The following is a 19,083-nucleotide window of genomic DNA, read 5'->3' as shown; positions in this document are numbered from 1 at the left end:
GTCGTCTACAACCACACAGCCGAGGGCAACCACCAAGGCCCGACGCTGTCCATGCGGGGCATCGACAATGCCGCCTACTACCGCCTCGTCGACGGCGACAAGCAGTACTACATGGACTACACCGGCACCGGAAACTCCTTGCGGGTCAGAAGTCCCCACGTGCTGCAGCTCATCATGGACTCGTTGCGCTACTGGGTGCTCGACATGCACGTCGACGGCTTCCGCTTCGACCTTGCGTCGACGCTGGCCCGCGAGTTCTACGACGTGGACCGGCTGTCGACGTTCTTCGACCTGGTGCAGCAGGACCCGGTGATCAGCCAGGTCAAGCTGATCGCCGAGCCGTGGGACGTCGGCCCCGGTGGCTACCAGGTCGGCAACTTCCCACCACTGTGGACGGAGTGGAACGGGAAGTTCCGCGACACGGTGCGGGACTTCTGGCGTGGCGAGCCGGCGACGCTCGGTGAGTTCGCCTCCCGCATCACCGGCTCGTCGGACCTGTACCAGGACGACGGCCGCCGCCCGTACGCGTCGATCAACTTCGTGACCGCTCACGACGGCTTCACCCTGAACGACCTGGTGTCGTACAACGAGAAGCACAACGACGCCAACGGCGAGGACAACCGCGACGGCGCGAACGACAACCGCTCGTGGAACTGCGGCGCCGAGGGCCCGACGGACGACGAGAAGATCAACGAGCTGCGGGCCCGCCAGCGCCGCAACCTGATCGCCACGCTGCTGCTGTCACAGGGCGTGCCCATGCTGCTGCACGGCGACGAGCTGGGCCGCACCCAGCAGGGCAACAACAACGCCTACTGCCAGGACAACGAGCTGTCCTGGGTGGACTGGTCGCTGCTGGATCAGAACGGCGACCTCGTCGACTTCACCGCGGCCGTCGTGACGCTGCGCGAGGACCACCCGGTGTTCCGGCGCAGGAGGTTCTTCCAGGGCCGCCCGATCCGCTCCGGCGACCAGCTGCGCGACATCGCGTGGTTCACCCCGGCCGGCGACGAGATGTCCGAACAGGACTGGGAGGCGGGCTTCGGCCGGTCGATCATGGTCTTCCTGAACGGCGACGGCATCCCGGACCTCAACCGCAGGGGCGAACGCGTCCACGACAACTCGTTCCTGATGTGCTTCAACGCCCACGACGGCGACATCAGCATGACCCTGCCGCGCGGGGACTACGGCAGCGAGTGGACCGCGGTGCTGGACACCTACACGGGCGAGGTCTACGCGGAGTCCGGCACCGGCGCGCTGGTCGGTGCGGTGTCCGCGGACCAGTCCGGCCCGAAGGTGGTCTCGGCCGGCGAGGCGCTCACGGTGCCCGCCAGGTCGCTGATCCTGCTGCAGCGTACGGAAGACTGACCCGTGACTCCCACATCGACCTACCGCCTGCAGGTCAACCCGGCCTTCGACCTCCACGCCGCGGAGTCCGTCGTGGACTACCTGGCGCGCCTCGGGGTCGGCGCGGTCTACACGTCCCCCCTGCTGACCGCGGCACCCGGCTCGACGCACGGCTACGACGTGGTGGACGCGACCGAGACGTCCCCCGAGCTGGGCGGCGAGGCCGCTCGCGTGGCCCTGATGTCGGCCGCGCGGCGCGCCGGCATGGGCGTGGTGGTGGACATCGTGCCGAACCACATGGCGACGGCTCCGCAGAACCGCTGGTGGTGGGACGTGCTGCGCGACGGCCCGGCGTCGGCGTACGCGTCGTACTTCGACATCGACTGGTCGCGCGGGCCGATCCTGCTGCCGGTGCTGGGCTCCGACTCCCTGGACGACCTGAAGGTCGAGGGGGACCGCCTGGTGTACTTCGAGCACGAGTTCCCCCTGGCACCCGGCACGGGTGGGGGGACCGCGGCGGAGGTGCACGAGCGGCAGCACTACCGGCTGGTGTCCTGGCGCCGGGGCAACGCGGAGCTGACCTACCGCCGGTTCTTCGACATCACGACGCTGGCCGGCGTGCGGGTCGAGGACCCGGCGGTCTTCGCGGCCACCCACGGCGAGGTGCTCCGCTGGGTGCGCAACGGCGACGTGACGGGCCTGCGGGTGGACCACCCGGACGGGCTCGCCGACCCGGGCGGCTACATGCGGCGGCTGCGGGCGGAGGCGCCGGAGGCGTGGCTGGTCGTGGAGAAGATCCTGGCCGTGGACGAGTCCCTGCCGGCGAGCTGGCCCGTGGACGGCACGACGGGCTACGACGCGCTGCGGGAGTTCAGCGGCCTGTTCGTGGACCCGGCCGCGCGGTCCCGCCTGACGGCGATGGCGGCGGAGCCCGACGTCCACGTCGTCGAGGAGGAGAGCCGGCGGCTCATCACGCGGACCTCGCTCGCCGCGGAGATGCGGCGGATCGCCGCGCTGGCCGACGTGCCGCCCGAGGCCGTCGCCGAGATCATGGTCGCCTTCCCCGTCTACCGGTCCTACCTGCCGGAAGGGCTGGACCACTGGCTGAGCGCCGTCGAGGGGGCCAAGCGGGCCCGGCCCGACCTCGCCGAGGCCGTCGACACCATCGACCGCGCCGTGCGGGCCGATCCGCGGGGCGAACTGGCCACCCGGATCCAGCAGACCTCCGGGATGGTCGTCGCCAAGGGGGTCGAGGACACCACCTTCTACCGGTACACGCCGTTCGTCGCGCTCAACGAGGTCGGCGGGACGCCCGAGCGGTTCGGGGTCACCCCGGCCGAGTTCCACGTCCGCGCCAGCGCGCGGGCGGCCGGGTGGCCCGCGACCATGACCGCACTGTCCACTCACGACACCAAGCGGGCCGAGGACGTGCGTGCGCGCCTGGCCGTGCTGTCCGAGATCCCCGACGACTGGGCGGCGGCCGTCACCCACTGGTCCGCCACGCACGGCATCGGCGAGCCCTCGCTCAACCTCCTCGCCTGGCAGACGGTCGTCGGCGCCTGGCCCATCTCGCCGGAGCGCCTGCGCGACTACCTCGACAAGGCCGCCAAGGAGGCCAAGGTCCGGACCAGCTGGGTCGACCACGACGAGAAGTTCGAGGCCGAGGTCAACGCCTGGCCGGCACGCGTCATCACCGAGCTCGGCGACGAGATCGGCGCGTTCGTCGAGCGGATCTCCGGCGCCGGCCGGGCGAACTCGCTCGGGCAGAAGATCGTCCAGCTCGCCGGCCCGGGCGTGCCCGACGTCTACCAGGGCACGGAGCTGTTCGACCTGTCCCTCGTGGACCCGGACAACCGGCGGCCGGTCGACTACGACCTCCGCCGGGAGCTGCTGGCCCGCCTGGAGGACGGGTGGCTGCCGGACGTCGACGACACCGGGGCCGCCAAGCTGCACGTCGTCCGCCAGGTGCTGCGGCTGCGCCGCGACCGGCCGGAGCTGTTCACCGGCTACCGCCCGCTGGTCGCGCAGGGTCCCGCCGCGGACCACGTCGTCGCGTTCAACCGGCGGCCCGAGCTGGTGGTCGTCGCCACCCGGCTGCCCCTGTCGCTGCGGGGGTGGGACGACACCGTGCTCCCGCTGCCGGGCGGCCCCGGCGCGTGGCGCGACCTACTCACCGGCGCCCCGGTCGACGCCCCGGCCCGGGTGGGCGACCTGCTGGCCCGCTACCCCGTCGCGCTGCTGCTGAGAGGAGACCGATGAGCGAGCAGGAGCGGTTCTCCGTGTGGGCGCCCGAGCGCGAGCGGGTGCGCCTCGCCATCGGCCCGGCCGTGCACGACATGACCCGTGACGACCGCGGCTGGTGGCACGCCGAGGTGCCCGGCACCGGCGACGGCACCGACTACGCGTTCCTGCTCGACGACGACGAGACCCCGCTGCCCGACCCGCGCTCCCGCTGGCAGCCCGCCGGTGTGCACGGCCCGTCGCGGCGGTACTCGCACGAGGCGTTCGGCTGGACCGACGGCGGGTGGACCGGGCGGCAGCTCGCCGGCGGCGTCATCTACGAGCTGCACGTCGGCACGTTCACCGAGCAGGGCACGTTCAACGCCGCGCTCGAACGGCTCGACCACCTCGTCGAGCTGGGGGTGGACTTCGTGGAGGTGTTGCCCGTCAACGCCTTCGACGGCACGGCCGGCTGGGGCTACGACGGCGTGGCGTGGGGCGCGGTGCACGAGCCGTACGGCGGGCCCGACGCCTTCAAGCGGTTCGTCGACGGGTGCCACGCGCGGGGCCTCGGGGTCCTGCTCGACGTGGTGTACAACCACCTCGGCCCGTCCGGCGCGTATCTCGACCGGTTCGGGCCGTACTTCGCCGGGCAGACGATCTGGGGCCCGGCACTGAACCTCGACGGCCCGCTGTCCGACGAGGTCCGCCGGTACGTGATCGAGAACGCGCTCTCGTGGCTGCGCGACTACCACCTCGACGGGCTGCGCCTCGACGCCGTGCACGCGTTGGTGGACAAGGGCGCCACGCACCTGCTGGCGGAGCTGGCGTCCGATGTGGACGCGCTGTCGGCGGGCCTGCGGCGGCCGCTGTCGCTGATCGCCGAGTCGGACCTCAACGACGCCAAGCTGGTGACCTCCCGGGACGCCGGCGGCTACGGCCTCGAGGCCCAGTGGTGCGACGACCTCCACCACGCGCTGCACGTCGCGCTGACCGGCGAGACCGACGGGTACTACGCGGACTTCGGCGCACCCGGCGCGCTCGCCACGACGCTGCGGCAGGCGTTCTTCCACGCCGGCACGTGGTCGTCGTTCCGCAGGCGCACGCACGGCCGGCGTTTCGACACCAGCCGCGTCTCGGGCCACCGGTTCCTCGCCTATCTGCAGAACCACGACCAGATCGGCAACCGCGCGCAGGGCGACCGCCTCACCGCGACCATCTCACCGGCCCGCCAGCTGTGCGGCGCCGCGATCGTGCTGTGCTCGCCGTACACCCCGATGCTGTTCATGGGCGAGGAGTGGGCGGCCAGCTCACCGTGGCAGTTCTTCGCGTCCTTCGAGGACCCGAAGCTGGCCGCCGCGGTCCGCGACGGCCGGCGCGAGGAGTTCGCCGAGCACGGCTGGGGGGCGTCGGAGGTCCCGGACCCCATGGACGTCGCCACCGTGGTCCGGTCGACACTGCCGTGGGCGGAGCTCGCCGACCCGGCGCACCGGTCGGTCTACGACGCCTACCGCGAGCTGATCTCGTTGCGCCGCACCCACCCCGAGCTGACCGACCCCCGACTGGACCACTTCCAGGTCGACGCGGCCGACGGCTGGCTGGTCCTCCACCGCGGCAGCCTCCGGGTCATGGTGAACCTGGCCACGACCAAGGCGGAGATCACCACCGGCGGCGGCCCGGTCCGCGAGGTCCTGTTCAGCCACGGCCAGTCCGACATCGGCGAGGAGGCCGTCACCCTCGCCCCGGACTCGGTGGTGGTCGTGCGGGTGTAAGGCCGTTCACACGGGCGACGACTGGAGGTTCGCGCTTCAGGCGAGCGCGTTCACCCCGGTCAGCTCGGCCGAGAGGGTCCACAGGCGGGCGGCCGCGTCCGGGTCGACCGCGTACGGGTAGACGCCCGGCGCGCCGAACTCGGCGCTGGTGCGGATGCCGGCGACGTCGCAGTCCTCCAGGTAGACGCCGCCGAGGTCGGCGAGCTGGGGTGACGTCGCGGCCCAGATCTGGGTCGCGGCGCCCTGCTCGGGCGTCTTGAACAGGTCGCTGGGCCGCGGGGTGCCGTCCTCGTTCAGCAGACCCATCGCGACCAGCTCCGCGCGCGGGAGGTGGCGCTGCAACGGGGTGTGGATGCCACCAGGGTGCAGCGTGAACGCCCGGACGCCCGACTCCCGCCCAAGCCTGTCGAGGTGCACCGCGAACAGCGAGTTCGCGGTCTTGCTCTGGCCGTAGGCCACCCACTTGTCGTAGCCGCCCCGGGCGAACATCACGTCGTCCCAGCGGATGTCCGAGTACCGGTGCGCGGCGGAGGAGACCGCGACGACCCGCGCGCCGGGCCGCAACGCCGGCCACAGCCGGTTGACGAGGGCGAAGTGGCCAAGGTGGTTGGTCGCGAACTGCGCCTCCCAGCCCGGCCCGACCCTCGTCTCCGGGCACGCCATGATGCCGGCGCTGTTGATCACTATGTCGATCTGCCGCCCCGAGGCCAGGACCCCCTCCGCGAAAGCCACGACCGAGGCCAGGTCGCCGAGGTCGAGGGTCGCCACCTCCACAGTGGACAGCTCGGCCAGCGCTCCGGCCGCAGTCTCGGCACGCCGGGCCGGGACGACGACGGCCGCGCCGGCACCCACCAACGCCTTCGTCGTCTCGATCCCGATGCCCGAGTAGCCGCCGGTGACGACGGCCAGCTTCCCGGTCAGGTCGATGCCGTCGATGACCTCGGCCGCCGTGCTCCGGAACCCGAACCCGGAGCCGATCTTGTGCTGCTGCGCTACTGCCATGCCCTCGACGGTACGACCTCGAGCCCGCTCCAGGTCAAATCGAAACCGGCTCCGGTTCCGGGTGGGTGTCGATGCCCGGGATGCCGCGGCCACGGATCGAGCCAGCCACGCCCCCGGGCAGTCGGGAGGCGGACGAACTCAGCTGGCGTAGGCCTCCAGCTCGTAGATCCGCGCGGCGGTGTCCGCGGTCTGGGTCGGTGTGAGCACGTTGACCCGGACGTACCGGGCGTTCGTCGGGGACACCATGTGGGTGGTCACGTTCGCCGTGTTGGCGCGTGCCCGCACGACCGTCGTCCACGTCGTGCCGTCGGTGCTCGTCTGGATGTCGAAGTCCCTCGTGTCGAACGACGCCGGCTCGCCGCCCGCGCCCGCGTGGCGCACGACGAAGCGGGAGACCTGCCGCACCGCGCCGAGGTCGACGCGCAGCCACTTGGCGGCACCCAGCGAGCACCACTTGTCCGAGTTGCCGCCGGACACGCTTCCGTTGACGTCCTTCTCCGGGCCCTCCGCCGCCACGCACCGGCTGTCCGCGGTCGCCGGGCGGTTCAGCGCCAGGTTGGTCGCCGTGCCGCCCCTGCGCTGCTCGAACTCCGTCGCCCAGTAGGCCGTCCGGTCCAGGTAGGCGGTCTCCGCCGCGGCACCGGTGCGGCCGTAGGCGCCCTCGAAGGTCTCGTAGCCGAAGCCCGCCGGCGGCGTGCCGCTCGCCGGCTCGATGACCGAGCCCTCGTGCCACTCGTTGAACGACGTCACCGACACCCAGGTCGGGAGGCCGCCCTTCGCCGGGTCCAGCGCGTTCGTCCACTCCTGGTCGTAGGTCGCGCCGTTCGCCCTGGCCAGGGTCGGCGTCGTGTTGCCGGGGACGGCGCGGTCGTCGACGTAGCCGGGGCCGACCGACGGGGCCCAGACCAGGCCGTGCGCGGCCGCGTACTCGCCGGCCTGCTCCCAGCCGGGCGCGCTCGCGCCGGCGATCGCGTCGTAGGTGTACATGCCGGAGAAGTGATCTGTACGGGACGCGTCCGTGGTCTGGGCCAGCACGATGTTGCTGCCGGTCACCGCGTCGAGGGCGGCCCAGTCGTCATCGGGGATCGACAGCGATTCGAACACGTAGAACGTGGCCTTGCCGCCGTAGCGGTAGAACGCGGGGTGTGCGCCGTAGCGCTGGTTGAGGTAGTTGATGTCGGCGACCGTGGACGCCGCCGTGCGGCCGCCGTAGGGCTCCAGGTGCCAGGCGACCTTGATGCCGTAGCGGGCCGCCGCGTCCAGGACGCCCTGCGCCAGGCCGTCCTCGTAGGAGCCCTGGCCCCACCAGCTGTAGACCAGGACGCCGGCGCCGGACTGGACGATCCAGCGCATGTGCTGGTCGACGGCGCCCGCGAAGTCGCCGGAGTCGTACGGGCCGAGCTTCGGGTAGAGGTTGGCGCCGATGTCGGCGGGTGGGGTGTGGCCGCCCTGCGGCCAGTGCCGGTAGGCGCCGTTCGCCGCGCCGTACCAGGGGTAGTAGAAGAGGTGGACGTTCTGGGACAGGGTGGCGGCCGGCGCGGCGGCGTCCACGGCCTTGACGGCGGCTCCGGGACTGGCCGCGGTACTGGCTGCGGCGGCGGTCGGGACTGCGAGGAGCGTGGACAGCAGTGCCAGTGCGGCGAACAGGGGGCGGCGGGGTCGAGACATCGGTGGCTCCATCTACCCGGGGCAGGGATCCCAGGTGGCTACGCAGAGGTTAACGCCGGCGACCGCAAGAAGTCTACGAAAGTTTGCAAAGACCGATGTCCTACCCGCAAGTCAATGACTACCTAGTGCCTCGGTTCGGCGTGGAACTCAGCTCGCGGACACATGGAGTGAGACGTGCGCCACGGTTGACGACTTCGATACCGGGTGGGCATGCCCACCGGTATGCGTATGGCAAATGCCGAGACGGCGGATGAGCCCACGGACGCCCGATGACCAGCAGGTGAACGGCCCGATCACGGCCGTCGAGATCGAGATCCCCGTGGCCTGCCGCGATGCGCCCCTCCCCCGCGACCGGAGCCCGAGGACGAGGCCGGCGGCAGTTGCCACTCGAGCGCACATCGAGTTTTGGTCGGGGATTTCCCGCAGACCTGCCCGACTATTGCCAGCATCATTCGAATCATTTGACAATTGCCCTGTGCACGTGCACAAGCACGGCCGCACACACAAAGTCATGGTATTATTTGATTGCCCGCCGTACGGGTGACATTGCTCGCGACACTGTTCCTAATGTCGCATCATGAGACACACATTCCGCCGATTTCCTACAGGAGAACGCGATGTCCGAACCCTCGCACAGGGCGATCTCGGGCTACGTGAACGACGATTGCATCTGGACCTACTCCGTGTACGACGCGACCCGTCGGGAGTGGCGAGATGTAAGCGTGAACCGGCACGAGGCCGAGCAGTACGCCGCCCGCCTTCCGGAACCACGCCGAGGTGACTAGGGCACATTAGCCCATGCGTACGAGTTACCGATTCCGCCGGTGTGATCCATCTCATCCCACGATCTGGGAAAGCATTGGGCGGTTACCTAGGTAATTCGGAGTTAACGTTTAGTCACCGCATCCGGAATGCGGAGTAGATCCATCTGGTGATACTTCGAGAGTCCGTCAGTCGCGCCGCCGGCCGCCAGCCGGCGGCGACGATGCTTCCGAGCGCCGCACAGCCAGCTCCGGTCACGCAGCGCAACCGCCGCCACCGCTTAGGTGGCCTCATCCGGGCCAGATCCGGGGCGCTGTTCCCTTGCAAGTACGGCGCTAAACCTTAATCGATGTGGTTCCCGCCACTTCCACCCACCTGCAAGCTACGCAGCGTGATAAACACGCGGTTGGCTTTTCGATCGTTTACTTGGTGGGTGATCTAGTTGGGGATCCGGCGTCTCGAGCGCTCAGCGCGACGCGTGTTGGATCGGCTGAACGCACAGTTGGGCACCGCGGGCCTGACGGCGGCGGCTGTCGTGCCGGGCCTGGCGGCGGTGGTCGACCAGCACACGGCGGCGGTGCGGGACATCCTGACCGTCGGCGTCGAGTCGGGTGCGGCCGTGGCGGGGATCGTGCTGCTCGCGGGGTATGCGCAGGGCGTGCAGGACCACGTGCGCGAGCGCGGCCTGACCCTGTCCATCCCGACGGGCACGGCCGCCTGGCGCGAGGCGAGCTGGTACCACGTCCGTCTACTGGCGGTGTGCGCCCTGTCGCGGAAGCTGCACCCGGGCCGCCCGTTCTCCGACCTGACCGGCCACACAGCCCTGGCCTGAGGGACGACTCAGCCCCAGCTGGAGCCGCGAGACGGCCATGGCCCGTGCGGCTGTTCCCTCCAACAGGGGCTCGTGTGTCACTCCAACGAAGCAGGAAGCGGCGGCCGGTGCCCTGCTTCACCGGCCGCCGCGGGTCTAGCGTCAGCGCTCGGACGAGCCCGGCGGCGTCGGGTAGCCGCCGCCGGACCGGCCCTGGGACCTGCCGGCGGTCGTGCCGGGTGCCACCGGGCTGGCCATCCGCTCGGTGGGCGCCCCCATGCGGCCGGCGTCCTCCCTACCTCGTTGGTACGCCTCCGCGCTCGCTTTCGCATGGGGCAGTTCTGCCTCGGCGCGCCCCAGCCAGCCCTCCCAGCGCTGCTGCATCGGACGGATCAGGCCACCGCCGACCCCGACGATCGCGACGCCGGCGATCGTGGCCAGGACCGTGACCAGCACCGGCATGGTGACCGACGTCGCGACGCCGATCTGGTTGAGCGCCGCGATGATGCCGAGGCCCCAGATGAACACCGACGCGATCGTGCCCAGCACGTTGCCGTAGGACACGCCGCTCAGCATGCCCGTGACCAGGTCGCGGACGGCACGCGCCACCGCACCGGCCACCACCACGATGATGATCGCGACGGCGGCACGCGGCAGCCAGGCGACGATGCCGGTCAGCATGACGCTCACCGGGTTGCTGCCGAAGACGCCGAACGCCATCTGCAGCGCGATCAGCAGCACGGCGTAGTACACGAGCTTCGCGACGATGTCGGACGCGTCGTACCTGCTCCCGGCCATCATCCGGTTGATGCCGCCGCGCTCGACCGCCCGGTCGAACCCGACCCGCCCCAGCACCCTGTCGACGAGCTTGGACAGCGCCTTCGCGATCAGCCACCCGATGAACAGGATGACCAGGAACGCCACCAACCTGGGTACGAACGTCGCTGTCGCGCTCCACGCGTTCGAGACGCCCTGACCGAAGTCGACGGCTGCGAGGTAGGCCATCGCCACCCCTTCCACCCGGCACGTCCCCCGACCGGACGCGCGTCGCACCCGACCTACCACCACAGGTGAGCCGCCACACGCGGGCACGCACGCGATCACCCGATCGCGTGACCCTCGCTGACCTGCGACAACCGACACCCGGGCATCGTCCGACCACCCGTGAGTTCTTCCCGGTTCCTTGGTGCGTTCGTCACTGGTGACCGGGACCGCGGGCTGGAAACGTCGTACGGAGCGGAAGTTTCCTCGACCGCGGCCCGAGGGTCGAAATCTAGGGGGCCGGCATGCCGTTCGACGCCGATGGGCCTGTCACCACCGTTCCGGTCACCGCCCTGCGGGCCGGCTGGTCGCCGCGGCGGGCCGGGGAGAACCTCGACCACGTCCAGGTGCTGGCGGATGCTCCCGACGAGTTACCCCCGATCATCGTGCGCCGGGCAGACCTGCGGGTCGTGGACGGCATGCACCGGCTCCGCGCGGCCAGGCTGCGCGGCGAGGCCCGCATCGCCGTACGGTTCTTCGACGGCGACGACCAGGACGCGTTCGTCCTCGCCGTGCGCACCAACGTCACGCACGGACTGCCGCTGTCCCTGGCCGACCGCAAGGCCGCCGCCGAGCGCATCGTCACGTCGCACCCGCACTGGTCGGACCGCATGATCGCGACCACCTCGGGCCTGTCGGCGGCGACGGTCGCGCGCGTGCGCAGGGCCCATCCCGACCTGGCCCCGGACATCCGGGTCGGGCACGACGGCAAGGTCCGGCCCGTCAACAGCATGGAGCGGCGGCGCGTGGCCCGCGCGATCCTGCTGGCCGAGCCGGCGCTGTCCCTGCGCGAGGTGGCCCGGCGCGCGGGCATCTCCCCGGAGACGGCACGCTCGGTACGCCGCCGCCTACCGCAGGAACCGGCCCAGGACCCGACCCGCCGGCGGTCCTTCGACGAGCCGGTGCCCGCCGGGCCGCTCGTGCGCCAGCTGCGCGGTGACCCCACCCTCCGCTTCTCCGAGACCGGGCGGACCTTGCTGCGGTTGCTGGAGGTCCGCTCCGTCCCGCCGGAGATGTGGGCCGCCATCGCGGCGAACATGCCCGCACACTGGCGCGACGCCGTCGCCCGGGTGGCCATGGAGTGCGCGGACACGTGGCGGGGGTTCGCGGAACAGCTACTGGGCGAACCCCACACGCAGACCGGCTGACGGTCTCGCCGGCGGCCGAGCACGTGCCGTGGTCACCGGCTCCCCGGCCGCGCCATGCGGCTCTCCGGTGGAGCGGTCGCGGGTGGTTCGGGTGTCCGCCGCGACAGGCTGGACGGCCACCAGATGCGGCGACCTATGTCGACCGTCAGCGCCGGTACCAGCAGCGAGCGCACCACGATCGTGTCCAGCAGCACACCGAACGCCACGATGAACGCGATCTGCGCCAGGAACAGCACGGGGATCACGGACAGCGCGGCGAACGTCGACGCCAGCACGACGCCGGCCGACGTGATCACGCCGCCGGTCACCGCGAGACCGCGGAGCGTGCCCTTGCGGGTGTCGGAGGTCAGGGTCTCCTCACGCACCCGGGTCATCAGGAAGATGTTGTAGTCGATCCCCAGCGCCACCAGGAAGATGAAGCCGAACAGCGGCATCGCCGTGTCCGCACCCGGGTAGTCCAGCACGTGGTTGAACACCAGCGCGGACACGCCCATGGTCGCGGCGAACGACAGCACGACCGTCGCGATCAGCAGCAGCGGGGCCACGAGTGCGCGCAGCAGCACCGAGAGCACGATGAAGATCACCACGAGCACGATCGGGATGATCAGCTCGCGGTCGTGGCGGGACGCCGACTGCACGTCGAGCTGGATGGCGGTCTGGCCACCGACCTTCGCGTCCGCGCCACGGACCTGGTGCACCGCGTTCCGCACCCGTTCCACGGTGGACAGCGCGGCCTGGGAGTCCGCCGGGTCCGTCAGCACCGCCTGCAGCAGCACGCGCCCGTTCCGCTCCGCCGCCGGGAACACCCGCGACACGCCGTCGACCCGCGCCGCCTCGATCACCTGCCGGGCGGCGGCGGACCGCGCGATGATCACCGTCGGCGAGCCGGAGCCGCCGGGGAAGTGGGCGGACAGCACGTCCTGCCCAAGTGCCGAGTCCACTTCGGACAGGAACAGGTCGGTCTGCGCCGTGCCGCTCGCCTTGAGCTGTGGCAGGAACGCGGCGCCGGCCAGCAGCACGATCGTGGTGACCACCCAGATCAGCCGCGGTCGCGCGCCGACCCGCCGCGCCACCCATCCCCACAGCCCGCTGTGCTCCGGCTTCTCCGTGCCCCGGTGCGGCACGAAGGGCCAGAACGCCGCCCTGCCGATGAGTGCGAGCGCGGCGGGCAGGAACGTGGTCGACGCGAGCAGGGCGCCGACGATGCCGATGGCGGCCACCGGGCCGAGCCCCTGGTTGGACCGGAGGTCGCTGAACAGCAGGCACAGCAGGCCGAGCACGACCGTGCCCGCGGAGGCCGCGATCGGCGCGACGGTCGCGCGCCAGGCCCGGCGGACCGCGCGGAAGCGGTCGTCCGTCTCGCGCAGCTCCTCGCGGAACCGGGACACCAGCAGCAACGCGTAGTCGGTCGCGGCGCCGAACACCAGGATGAACAGGATGCCCTGGCTCTGTCCGTTCAGCTTCAGCACGTCGTGGTTCGCCATCTGGTACACCACGAACGCCGCGACGCCGAGCGCGAGGACGGCGGAGATCAGCACGACCAGCGGCAGCACCGGGCTGCGGTAGACGACGACCAGGATCAGGATGACGACCGCGCCCGCGACCAGGAGCAGCAGCCCGTCGATGCCCTCGAACGACTTGATGAGGTCGGCGACCACCCCGCCGGGGCCGGTCACCAGCACGGTCAGCCCGTCCGGGGTTCCCTTCGCCAGCTCGGCGCGCACGGCCTCGACGACCTTGCCCGGGTCGCTGCCGGTCCCCTCGATCTGCACGACGAACTGGGCCGCCGCCCTGTCGTCGGACTTCTGCGGCTGCGTCGGCCTGCCCGCGACGCCGTGGAGCCGGGCGATCGCCGCGGCGCGGTCGTCGAGGTAGTCGATGTCGGCCTGGGTCACCCCGGACTTGCGCTCCGCGACCACGACCGCGGGCAGGACCTGCTTGTCGGTGAACTGCCGCTGCAGGTGCTCTGCCTCGGTGGCCTCGGCGGACTCGGGCAGGAATGACGCGTTGTCGTTCGTCGCGACATCCGCGAGCTTGCCGGTGTACGGGCCGCCGACGGCGCCGAGACCGAGCCAGACGACAACGAGCAGGGCCGGTGCCCACCATCGGATGCGACGCATGCGGGAAGCGTATGGGTCGGCGTGACAGCCGGCACATTAAGTTGTGCGCAACTCAGTTGTGCGTACTGTGAAGGTATGACCGGCGACGGACTGGAGCTCGACAAGCAGGTCTGCTTCGCGCTCTACTCGGCGAGCCGCGCGGTCACGCAGCTGTACCGGCCGGTGCTTGACGCGCTCGGCCTGACCTATCCGCAGTACCTCGTGATGCTCGTGCTCTGGGAACGCGGCGCCAGCACGGTGAAGCAGCTCGGCCAGGCGCTGGAGCTGGACTCCGGCACGCTCTCGCCGCTGCTCAAGCGCTTGGCGGCACACGGCTACGTGCGCCGCGAGCGGTCCACGTCGGACGAGCGGTCGGTGCTGGTCCACCTGACCGACGCCGGTGCCGCGTTGCGGGCCCGTGCGGGCGGCGTGCCGCGCAAGATCGCGGGCGCGACCGGCATGGAGTTCGCCGAACTGGAGGCACTGCGGCAGAACCTGGCGCGCCTGACCGCCGCGGTCAGCGCGCGAACGCTCACACCAGAAGAAGGAGACCAACCGTGAACCCGTTGTACACGGCGAAAGCCACCTCCACCGGCGCCGGCCGCCTCGGTCACGTCGCGTCGTCCGACGGCGTGCTGGAGCACGACCTGTCCATGCCGAAGGAGCTGGGTGGCGCGGGCGGCGGCGGCACGAACCCCGAGCAGCTGTTCGCCGCGGGCTACGCGGCCTGCTTCCACAGTGCGCTGCAGGGCGTGGCGCGGCGGGAGAAGCTGAAGATCGCCGACTCCTCGGTGACCGCGGAGGTGGGCATCGGCAAGCAGGGCGAGGGTTTCGGCCTCGCGGTCACGCTGGAGATCGCCCTGCCGGGCATCGAGCACGCGCAGGCGGAGAAGCTGGTCGAGGCGGCGCACCAGATGTGCCCGTACTCGAACGCGACCCGCGGCAACATCGACGTCGACCTGAAGGTGGTGTGATGCCGGTCGAGGCGAGGGAGATCCGTCTGGCCTCCCGCCCCACGGGCTGGCCGACGGCCGAGACCTTCGAGTTCGCCGAGGTCGAGCTGCCTTCTCCGGGTAGCGGCGAGGTGTTGGTGCGCAACGCCTTCATGTCCGTCGACCCGTACATGCGCGGCCGGATGAACGACGTGAAGTCCTACGTACCGCCGTACGAGCTGGGCAAGGCGCTGGAGGGCGGCGCGGTCGGCGAGGTCGTGGAGTCCGGTGTGGACGGTGTGTCGCCGGGCGACCTGGTGCTGCACAACTCGGGCTGGCGCTCGCACGCGCTGCTCACCCGCTTCACGAAGCTGCGGCCGATCGAGGGCGTCTCCCCGTCGCACTTCCTCGGCGCGCTGGGCATGCCCGCGCTGACCGCGTACGTCGGGTTGCTGGACATCGCCCGGTTCACGCCGGGCGAGACGGTGTTCGTGTCCGGTGCGGCGGGTGCGGTCGGCGGTCTGGTCGGCCAGATCGCCAAGCTGAAGGGCGCGAAGCGGGTCATCGGCAGTGCCGGCTCGGCGGAGAAGGTCAAGCACCTGACCGAGAAGCTGGGCTTCGACGCGGCCTTCAACTACCGCGACGGCAAGGTGACCCAACAGCTGCTGGCCGCGGCACCCGACGGCATCGAGGTGTACTTCGACAACGTCGGCGGCGACCACCTGGAAGCAGCCCTCTGGGCGATGAACAACCACGGTCGCGTGGCGGCGTGCGGCTCGATCTCCGGCTACAACGAGGAGAAGCTGCCCCCGGGACCGCGAAACCTGCACCAGGTCGTCACGAAGCGCCTGACGATCCGGGGCTTCATCGTCTCGGACCACAACGACCGCTTCCAGGCCATGATCGACGAGGTCAGCGCGTGGCTGACCGCCGGGAAGCTGGTGGCCGAGGAGACCGTGGTGGACGGCCTGGACAACGCCCCGGCCGCCTTCCTGGGCATGCTGCGCGGCGAGAACACGGGCAAGATGATCGTCCGCCTCTAACTCGGCGCCTGAAGGGCACCCTTGGGACAGCGTCTCGAGGGTGCCCTTGGCATTGAGGCACCGGTTCCAGGGGTCCTCTCGGCGGGCAGCGGGGCGAGGCGTCCTCTGGAGTCGGCTCGAACAGCGCACCGGTGTGAACATCCAACCTCGCATGCCCAGCGCTCCTCCTGATGGCGAAGGCGCTGGCGCCGGCGGCCGGGCCGGAGGAGGACGTCAGGCCGGGGCGGGAACGCCTTCGAGGATGATCACCGGGAATATCCGGTCGGTGTTCTGCTCGTAGGCGGAGGTGCCGTCGGAGACCATGCGGTAGAGGCGGTCGCGTTCCTCGCCGGCCGTGACGACGGCCCGGGCCTGGTAGGAGCTGTCGCCGAGCTCGACCGTCACGGTGGGGTTGGCCCGCAGGTTGTGGAACCAGGCCGGATGCTCGGGGGCGCCCGCTTTGGAGCCGACCACGAACACGCGGCCCTTGTCGTCCACGCCGAACCCGAGCGGCACGGTCGCCTGCCGTCCCGTACGCGCCCCGGTCGTGGTGAGCAGCAGGACCGGGAACGGCGGTTGGCTGACCCTGCCGTGATTGGCGCGGAATTCCCTGATGACGCCTTGGTTGTAGGTCCGGAACTCCTCGTCAGCTGGCACGGTGGGCATGACTCTCCTTGGTTTCTTCGAGGCTGCCGCTTCGGGCGGCGTGGCCTAGGACCGACTCGGATGAGAGGAGGGAAGACCGAACCTCGCCACGAGCCCGGGCCCTCCGGGGAAGACGGTGATGCGGGTGATCCCGGTGGGGGTGACACTGAGAACCGCGACCCCGAGGGCCTGATGGGTTCCCTCGGCGGTGCGGTAGTAGGTGGCCGCGGCAGGTTGGCCGTTGGCGCGGGTCGGGGTCATCAGCCAGTCGCCAGGAGACCCGATCACCTGCGCCAGGTAGCGCAGACACGTCGCCCTGCCGCGGAACCAGGTCCGCGTGCCCACCAGCTCGATGGCCGCGTCGGCGCGCAACGCCTTCTCCAGGGCAGCCATGTCGGCGTTCTCGAAACCGGCGATGTACTGGCGCAGCAGGTCCCGGGCATGCGGTTCGGTCGGCTCGATGACACTCTCGGGCGAGGGCGCGACCTCGTCGAGCCGCGCACGGGCTCGTTGCAGCACGCTCTTGACCGAGGCGGTGGAGACCCCGAACATGGCCGCGACCTCGCCGGCGCTGAAACCCAGCACCTCCCGGAGCAGGAGGACGGCTCGCTGCCGGCCCGGCAGGTACTGCAGGGCGGCGACGAGCGCCAGCCGCACACTGTCACGCACCGCGAAAAGCGCGGCAGGGTCGCGGGTGTCGCGGGCGTCGGCGGTCTCGGGGATCTCGTGGGTCACCGCAGCGTCCGGAACCGGCCCCAACCAGGCCACCTCGGACGCCGCCGGCCCCGGCGGCGCATCAGGATCCTCGGCCGGACCACCCAGCCCAGAGGGCAACACCCGCCTGCCACGCTGCTCCAACGCGGACAGACAGGCGTTGGTGGCAATGCGGTAGAGCCAGGTACGCAGCGAGGAGCGACCCTCGAACGTGCCGTACGACCGCCATGCCCGCAGGTACGTCTCCTGCACCAACTCCGCGGCCTCATCCACCGAGCCCAACATGCGGTAGCAGTGCGCCAGCAACTCCCGCCGCAACGGCTCAGTCTGCCGCACGAACTCCTCTGACCGCTCCGTCATCACCCTGTCCTCGCCGTCACCTGACACCTCGATCATGACTGCCCCGCGAGAGTTGCTCCATCGCTGGATCGCTCGGTCCGGACAGGACCCAGAACCCCAGCGCGGAAAACGCCTCGGTAATGCAGACCGCCAACGTCCGCGAAAGGAATCGGTCCGGCGGCAACTCTTTCGGTCCGACCGAGATGGAGGGAGCTGGTGGACACCCTTGAGTCGGTTGCCCGACGGGGCGTGACTCCCGCTCGGGTCAGGACCGGCCGTGGCCGGCGTGCCCGACAGCGATGTCTGAGCGATGAGGCTGCAGGTGATCGCAGCGTAGAGCCCGGCGTGGATCGCCCCGCTCACGGACTTGGAGCAGCTCGTGGATGAACCTGGTGGAACGCTGGTTCGCCGAACTGACCAACCACAAACTCCGACGCTCCGCCCACCACAGCGTCACCGAACTCGAAACCCAGCCCCACGGCCTCGGCCCCGCGCGATCTTGTCCTGCTTGACCCAGTTCGCCAGCGTCCCCGCATGAATTCCCCGGTCAGCCGCCGCCCGAGCGTTCGGCTTGTTGGTCTCGTAGACGATCCGGGCAGCTCCCTCACGAAGGTCCCGGTCGAACCTCCGCCTCTTCTCGGGCATGATCCATGGTCCATGCCTCCACGATCCGGGGGGGGACCTCACGCGGGGGATGCGGGGGAACCGGGACTGTCTCAAGATCGGTGTTTCCGGCCCGACACGCCAGACCGAGGTCCGGCGGGATGGGCACTGTGAGTGATGACATCTGATGTTGTGAGTCCACGCAAGAGTGACAAGCCCGGGCGCCAGCTGTCGCCGGAGCAGGCCGCTGCGGCGGCGATGGTGGCCGAGGCCAAGGCGCGAGGGCTGGCGCTGACCGGCCCGGACTGCTTGCTGAAGCTATTCACCAAGAGAGAAATGGGGCAGCAAATACAGTGCAATGATCCGGCTCTGGCGCAACGCCTGGAACGAATTCGTGCCATCCCTCGACTACGACATCGAGATCCGGCGAATGATCTGCTCCACGAACGCGATCGAATCACTCAACGCCCGCCACCGGCGAGCGATCCGCGCCCACGGGCACTTCCCAACCGAACAAGCGCGATGAAGTGTCTGTATCTTGTCACCCGCAGCCTGGACCCCACGGCACGGGCCGCACCAGGTGGACGATGCGCTGGTTGAGTCGGCCCGCAGCGCGGTGCCGGCATTACTGCCGGTCCGTTTCTGCGGGCCGCTCGCCGAACCCGGCGTGCGCCTCTCGACGCACCGGGCTCTCCACGATCGGTGTCGTCAGGCTGGAGTCAGCCGCGTGAACGGGTTGGGGATCTTGGTGCCTCGGTAGCGGTAGCGGGTGACCGTCACCGATGCCGGGTTGAACACCGCGACCCCGCCTGCCGCGATCGGCAGCCACCGCCCAGCAGGAGTGGTGAACCGGCGACGGAACACCTTCCACGTCCAGCGATGCCGCTTGCGTAACCAGCGGATGATGCGCCACTCAACGAAATGACGCAGCCGGTCAAGGGTGTGCTTGCAGACGGCATAC

Annotated in this window: 15 protein-coding genes and 2 pseudogenes; 9 read left to right on the top strand and 8 right to left on the bottom strand. The window is 70.5% G+C overall.

Going from position 1 to position 19,083, the window contains the following annotated elements:
* The 3 genes from ACJ73U_RS19645 to treZ form a co-directional block, all read left to right on the top strand.
* A partial coding sequence (locus ACJ73U_RS19645; protein ID WP_407779109.1) for a glycogen debranching protein occupies positions 1 to 1,365 on the top strand: 1,365 nt, incomplete at its 5' end.
* A gap of 3 nt (positions 1,366 to 1,368) precedes the next feature.
* A complete protein-coding gene (gene treY, locus ACJ73U_RS19640; protein ID WP_407779108.1) occupies positions 1,369 to 3,603 on the top strand; it encodes a malto-oligosyltrehalose synthase in 2,235 nt (744 codons plus the stop codon).
* Complete coding sequence (gene treZ / locus ACJ73U_RS19635) at positions 3,600 to 5,336, top strand: malto-oligosyltrehalose trehalohydrolase (protein WP_407779107.1); 1,737 nt, start codon at positions 3,600 to 3,602, stop codon at positions 5,334 to 5,336. The genes treY and treZ overlap by 4 nt, the downstream gene beginning before the upstream one ends.
* Positions 5,337 to 5,372: 36 nt before the next feature.
* Here the strand turns inward: treZ and ACJ73U_RS19630 are convergent, their stop codons facing one another.
* Together ACJ73U_RS19630 and ACJ73U_RS19625 are read right to left on the bottom strand one after the other, a co-directional pair.
* Positions 5,373 to 6,338 (bottom strand): SDR family NAD(P)-dependent oxidoreductase, encoded by a 966-nt coding sequence (locus ACJ73U_RS19630; protein ID WP_407779106.1) that lies wholly within the window; start codon positions 6,336 to 6,338, stop codon positions 5,373 to 5,375.
* 138 nt (positions 6,339 to 6,476) lie between these two features.
* On the bottom strand, positions 6,477 to 8,006 hold the full coding sequence (locus ACJ73U_RS19625) for a discoidin domain-containing protein (RefSeq protein ID WP_407779105.1): 1,530 nt from the start codon (positions 8,004 to 8,006) through the stop codon (positions 6,477 to 6,479).
* A 1,240-nt stretch (positions 8,007 to 9,246) separates the two neighbouring features.
* Between ACJ73U_RS19625 and ACJ73U_RS19620 the strand changes: the two genes are divergently transcribed.
* Positions 9,247 to 9,600 carry a DUF6401 family natural product biosynthesis protein gene (locus ACJ73U_RS19620; protein WP_407779104.1) on the top strand — a complete coding sequence of 118 codons (354 nt, stop codon included), beginning with the start codon at positions 9,247 to 9,249 and terminating at the stop codon, positions 9,598 to 9,600.
* A gap of 141 nt (positions 9,601 to 9,741) precedes the next feature.
* Here the strand turns inward: ACJ73U_RS19620 and ACJ73U_RS19615 are convergent, their stop codons facing one another.
* Positions 9,742 to 10,584, bottom strand: a complete 843-nt coding sequence (locus ACJ73U_RS19615) for a mechanosensitive ion channel family protein (RefSeq protein ID WP_407779103.1) — start codon at positions 10,582 to 10,584, stop codon at positions 9,742 to 9,744.
* A gap of 281 nt (positions 10,585 to 10,865) precedes the next feature.
* Here ACJ73U_RS19615 and ACJ73U_RS19610 point away from each other — a divergent pair, with 281 nt between their 5' ends.
* Positions 10,866 to 11,768 carry a ParB/RepB/Spo0J family partition protein gene (locus tag ACJ73U_RS19610; RefSeq protein ID WP_407779102.1) on the top strand — a complete coding sequence of 301 codons (903 nt, stop codon included), beginning with the start codon at positions 10,866 to 10,868 and terminating at the stop codon, positions 11,766 to 11,768.
* Positions 11,769 to 11,800: 32 nt separating this feature from the next.
* On the opposite strand, the gene ACJ73U_RS19605 is transcribed toward ACJ73U_RS19610, so the two are convergent.
* Positions 11,801 to 13,888 carry an MMPL family transporter gene (locus ACJ73U_RS19605; protein ID WP_407779101.1) on the bottom strand — a complete coding sequence of 696 codons (2,088 nt, stop codon included), beginning with the start codon at positions 13,886 to 13,888 and terminating at the stop codon, positions 11,801 to 11,803.
* A gap of 75 nt (positions 13,889 to 13,963) precedes the next feature.
* Between ACJ73U_RS19605 and ACJ73U_RS19600 the strand changes: the two genes are divergently transcribed.
* Genes ACJ73U_RS19600 through ACJ73U_RS19590 form a run of 3 tightly spaced genes read left to right on the top strand, consistent with a single transcriptional unit; the run spans position 13,964 to position 15,842 of the window.
* On the top strand, positions 13,964 to 14,428 hold the full coding sequence (locus ACJ73U_RS19600; RefSeq protein ID WP_407779100.1) for a MarR family winged helix-turn-helix transcriptional regulator: 465 nt from the start codon (positions 13,964 to 13,966) through the stop codon (positions 14,426 to 14,428).
* Entirely contained in the window at positions 14,425 to 14,841 is a 417-nt protein-coding gene (locus ACJ73U_RS19595; RefSeq protein ID WP_407779099.1) for an organic hydroperoxide resistance protein, read from the top strand. Before ACJ73U_RS19600 ends, ACJ73U_RS19595 begins: the two co-directional genes overlap by 4 nt.
* Positions 14,841 to 15,842, top strand: coding sequence for an NADP-dependent oxidoreductase (locus ACJ73U_RS19590; protein ID WP_407779098.1), 1,002 nt, complete (start codon positions 14,841 to 14,843; stop codon positions 15,840 to 15,842). The genes ACJ73U_RS19595 and ACJ73U_RS19590 overlap by 1 nt, the downstream gene beginning before the upstream one ends.
* Before the next feature lie 213 nt (positions 15,843 to 16,055).
* Here ACJ73U_RS19590 and ACJ73U_RS19585 read toward each other — a convergent pair whose 3' ends face one another.
* From ACJ73U_RS19585 to ACJ73U_RS19575, 3 genes are all read right to left on the bottom strand, one after another.
* Positions 16,056 to 16,487 (bottom strand): nitroreductase/quinone reductase family protein, encoded by a 432-nt coding sequence (locus tag ACJ73U_RS19585; protein ID WP_407779097.1) that lies wholly within the window; start codon positions 16,485 to 16,487, stop codon positions 16,056 to 16,058.
* 45 nt (positions 16,488 to 16,532) lie between these two features.
* Complete coding sequence (locus ACJ73U_RS19580) at positions 16,533 to 17,540, bottom strand: RNA polymerase subunit sigma-70 (protein WP_407779096.1); 1,008 nt, start codon at positions 17,538 to 17,540, stop codon at positions 16,533 to 16,535.
* 432 nt (positions 17,541 to 17,972) lie between these two features.
* On the bottom strand, positions 17,973 to 18,164 hold the full coding sequence (locus ACJ73U_RS19575) for a transposase (protein WP_407779095.1): 192 nt from the start codon (positions 18,162 to 18,164) through the stop codon (positions 17,973 to 17,975).
* Positions 18,165 to 18,453: 289 nt separating this feature from the next.
* Between ACJ73U_RS19575 and ACJ73U_RS19570 the strand changes: the two are divergent.
* A pseudogene (locus tag ACJ73U_RS19570) lies at positions 18,454 to 18,718 on the top strand (transposase); the annotation flags it as partial.
* Between the two features lie 112 nt (positions 18,719 to 18,830).
* Here ACJ73U_RS19570 and ACJ73U_RS19565 read toward each other — a convergent pair.
* Positions 18,831 to 19,083 (bottom strand): annotated as a pseudogene (locus ACJ73U_RS19565) (group II intron reverse transcriptase/maturase); the annotation flags it as partial.

Source organism: Actinophytocola sp. (assembly GCF_045807065.1).
GTDB lineage: Bacteria > Actinomycetota > Actinomycetes > Mycobacteriales > Pseudonocardiaceae > Actinophytocola.
Note: the sequence above shows the minus strand (reverse complement) of the source record. Positions and strands in the feature narration are given on the sequence as shown.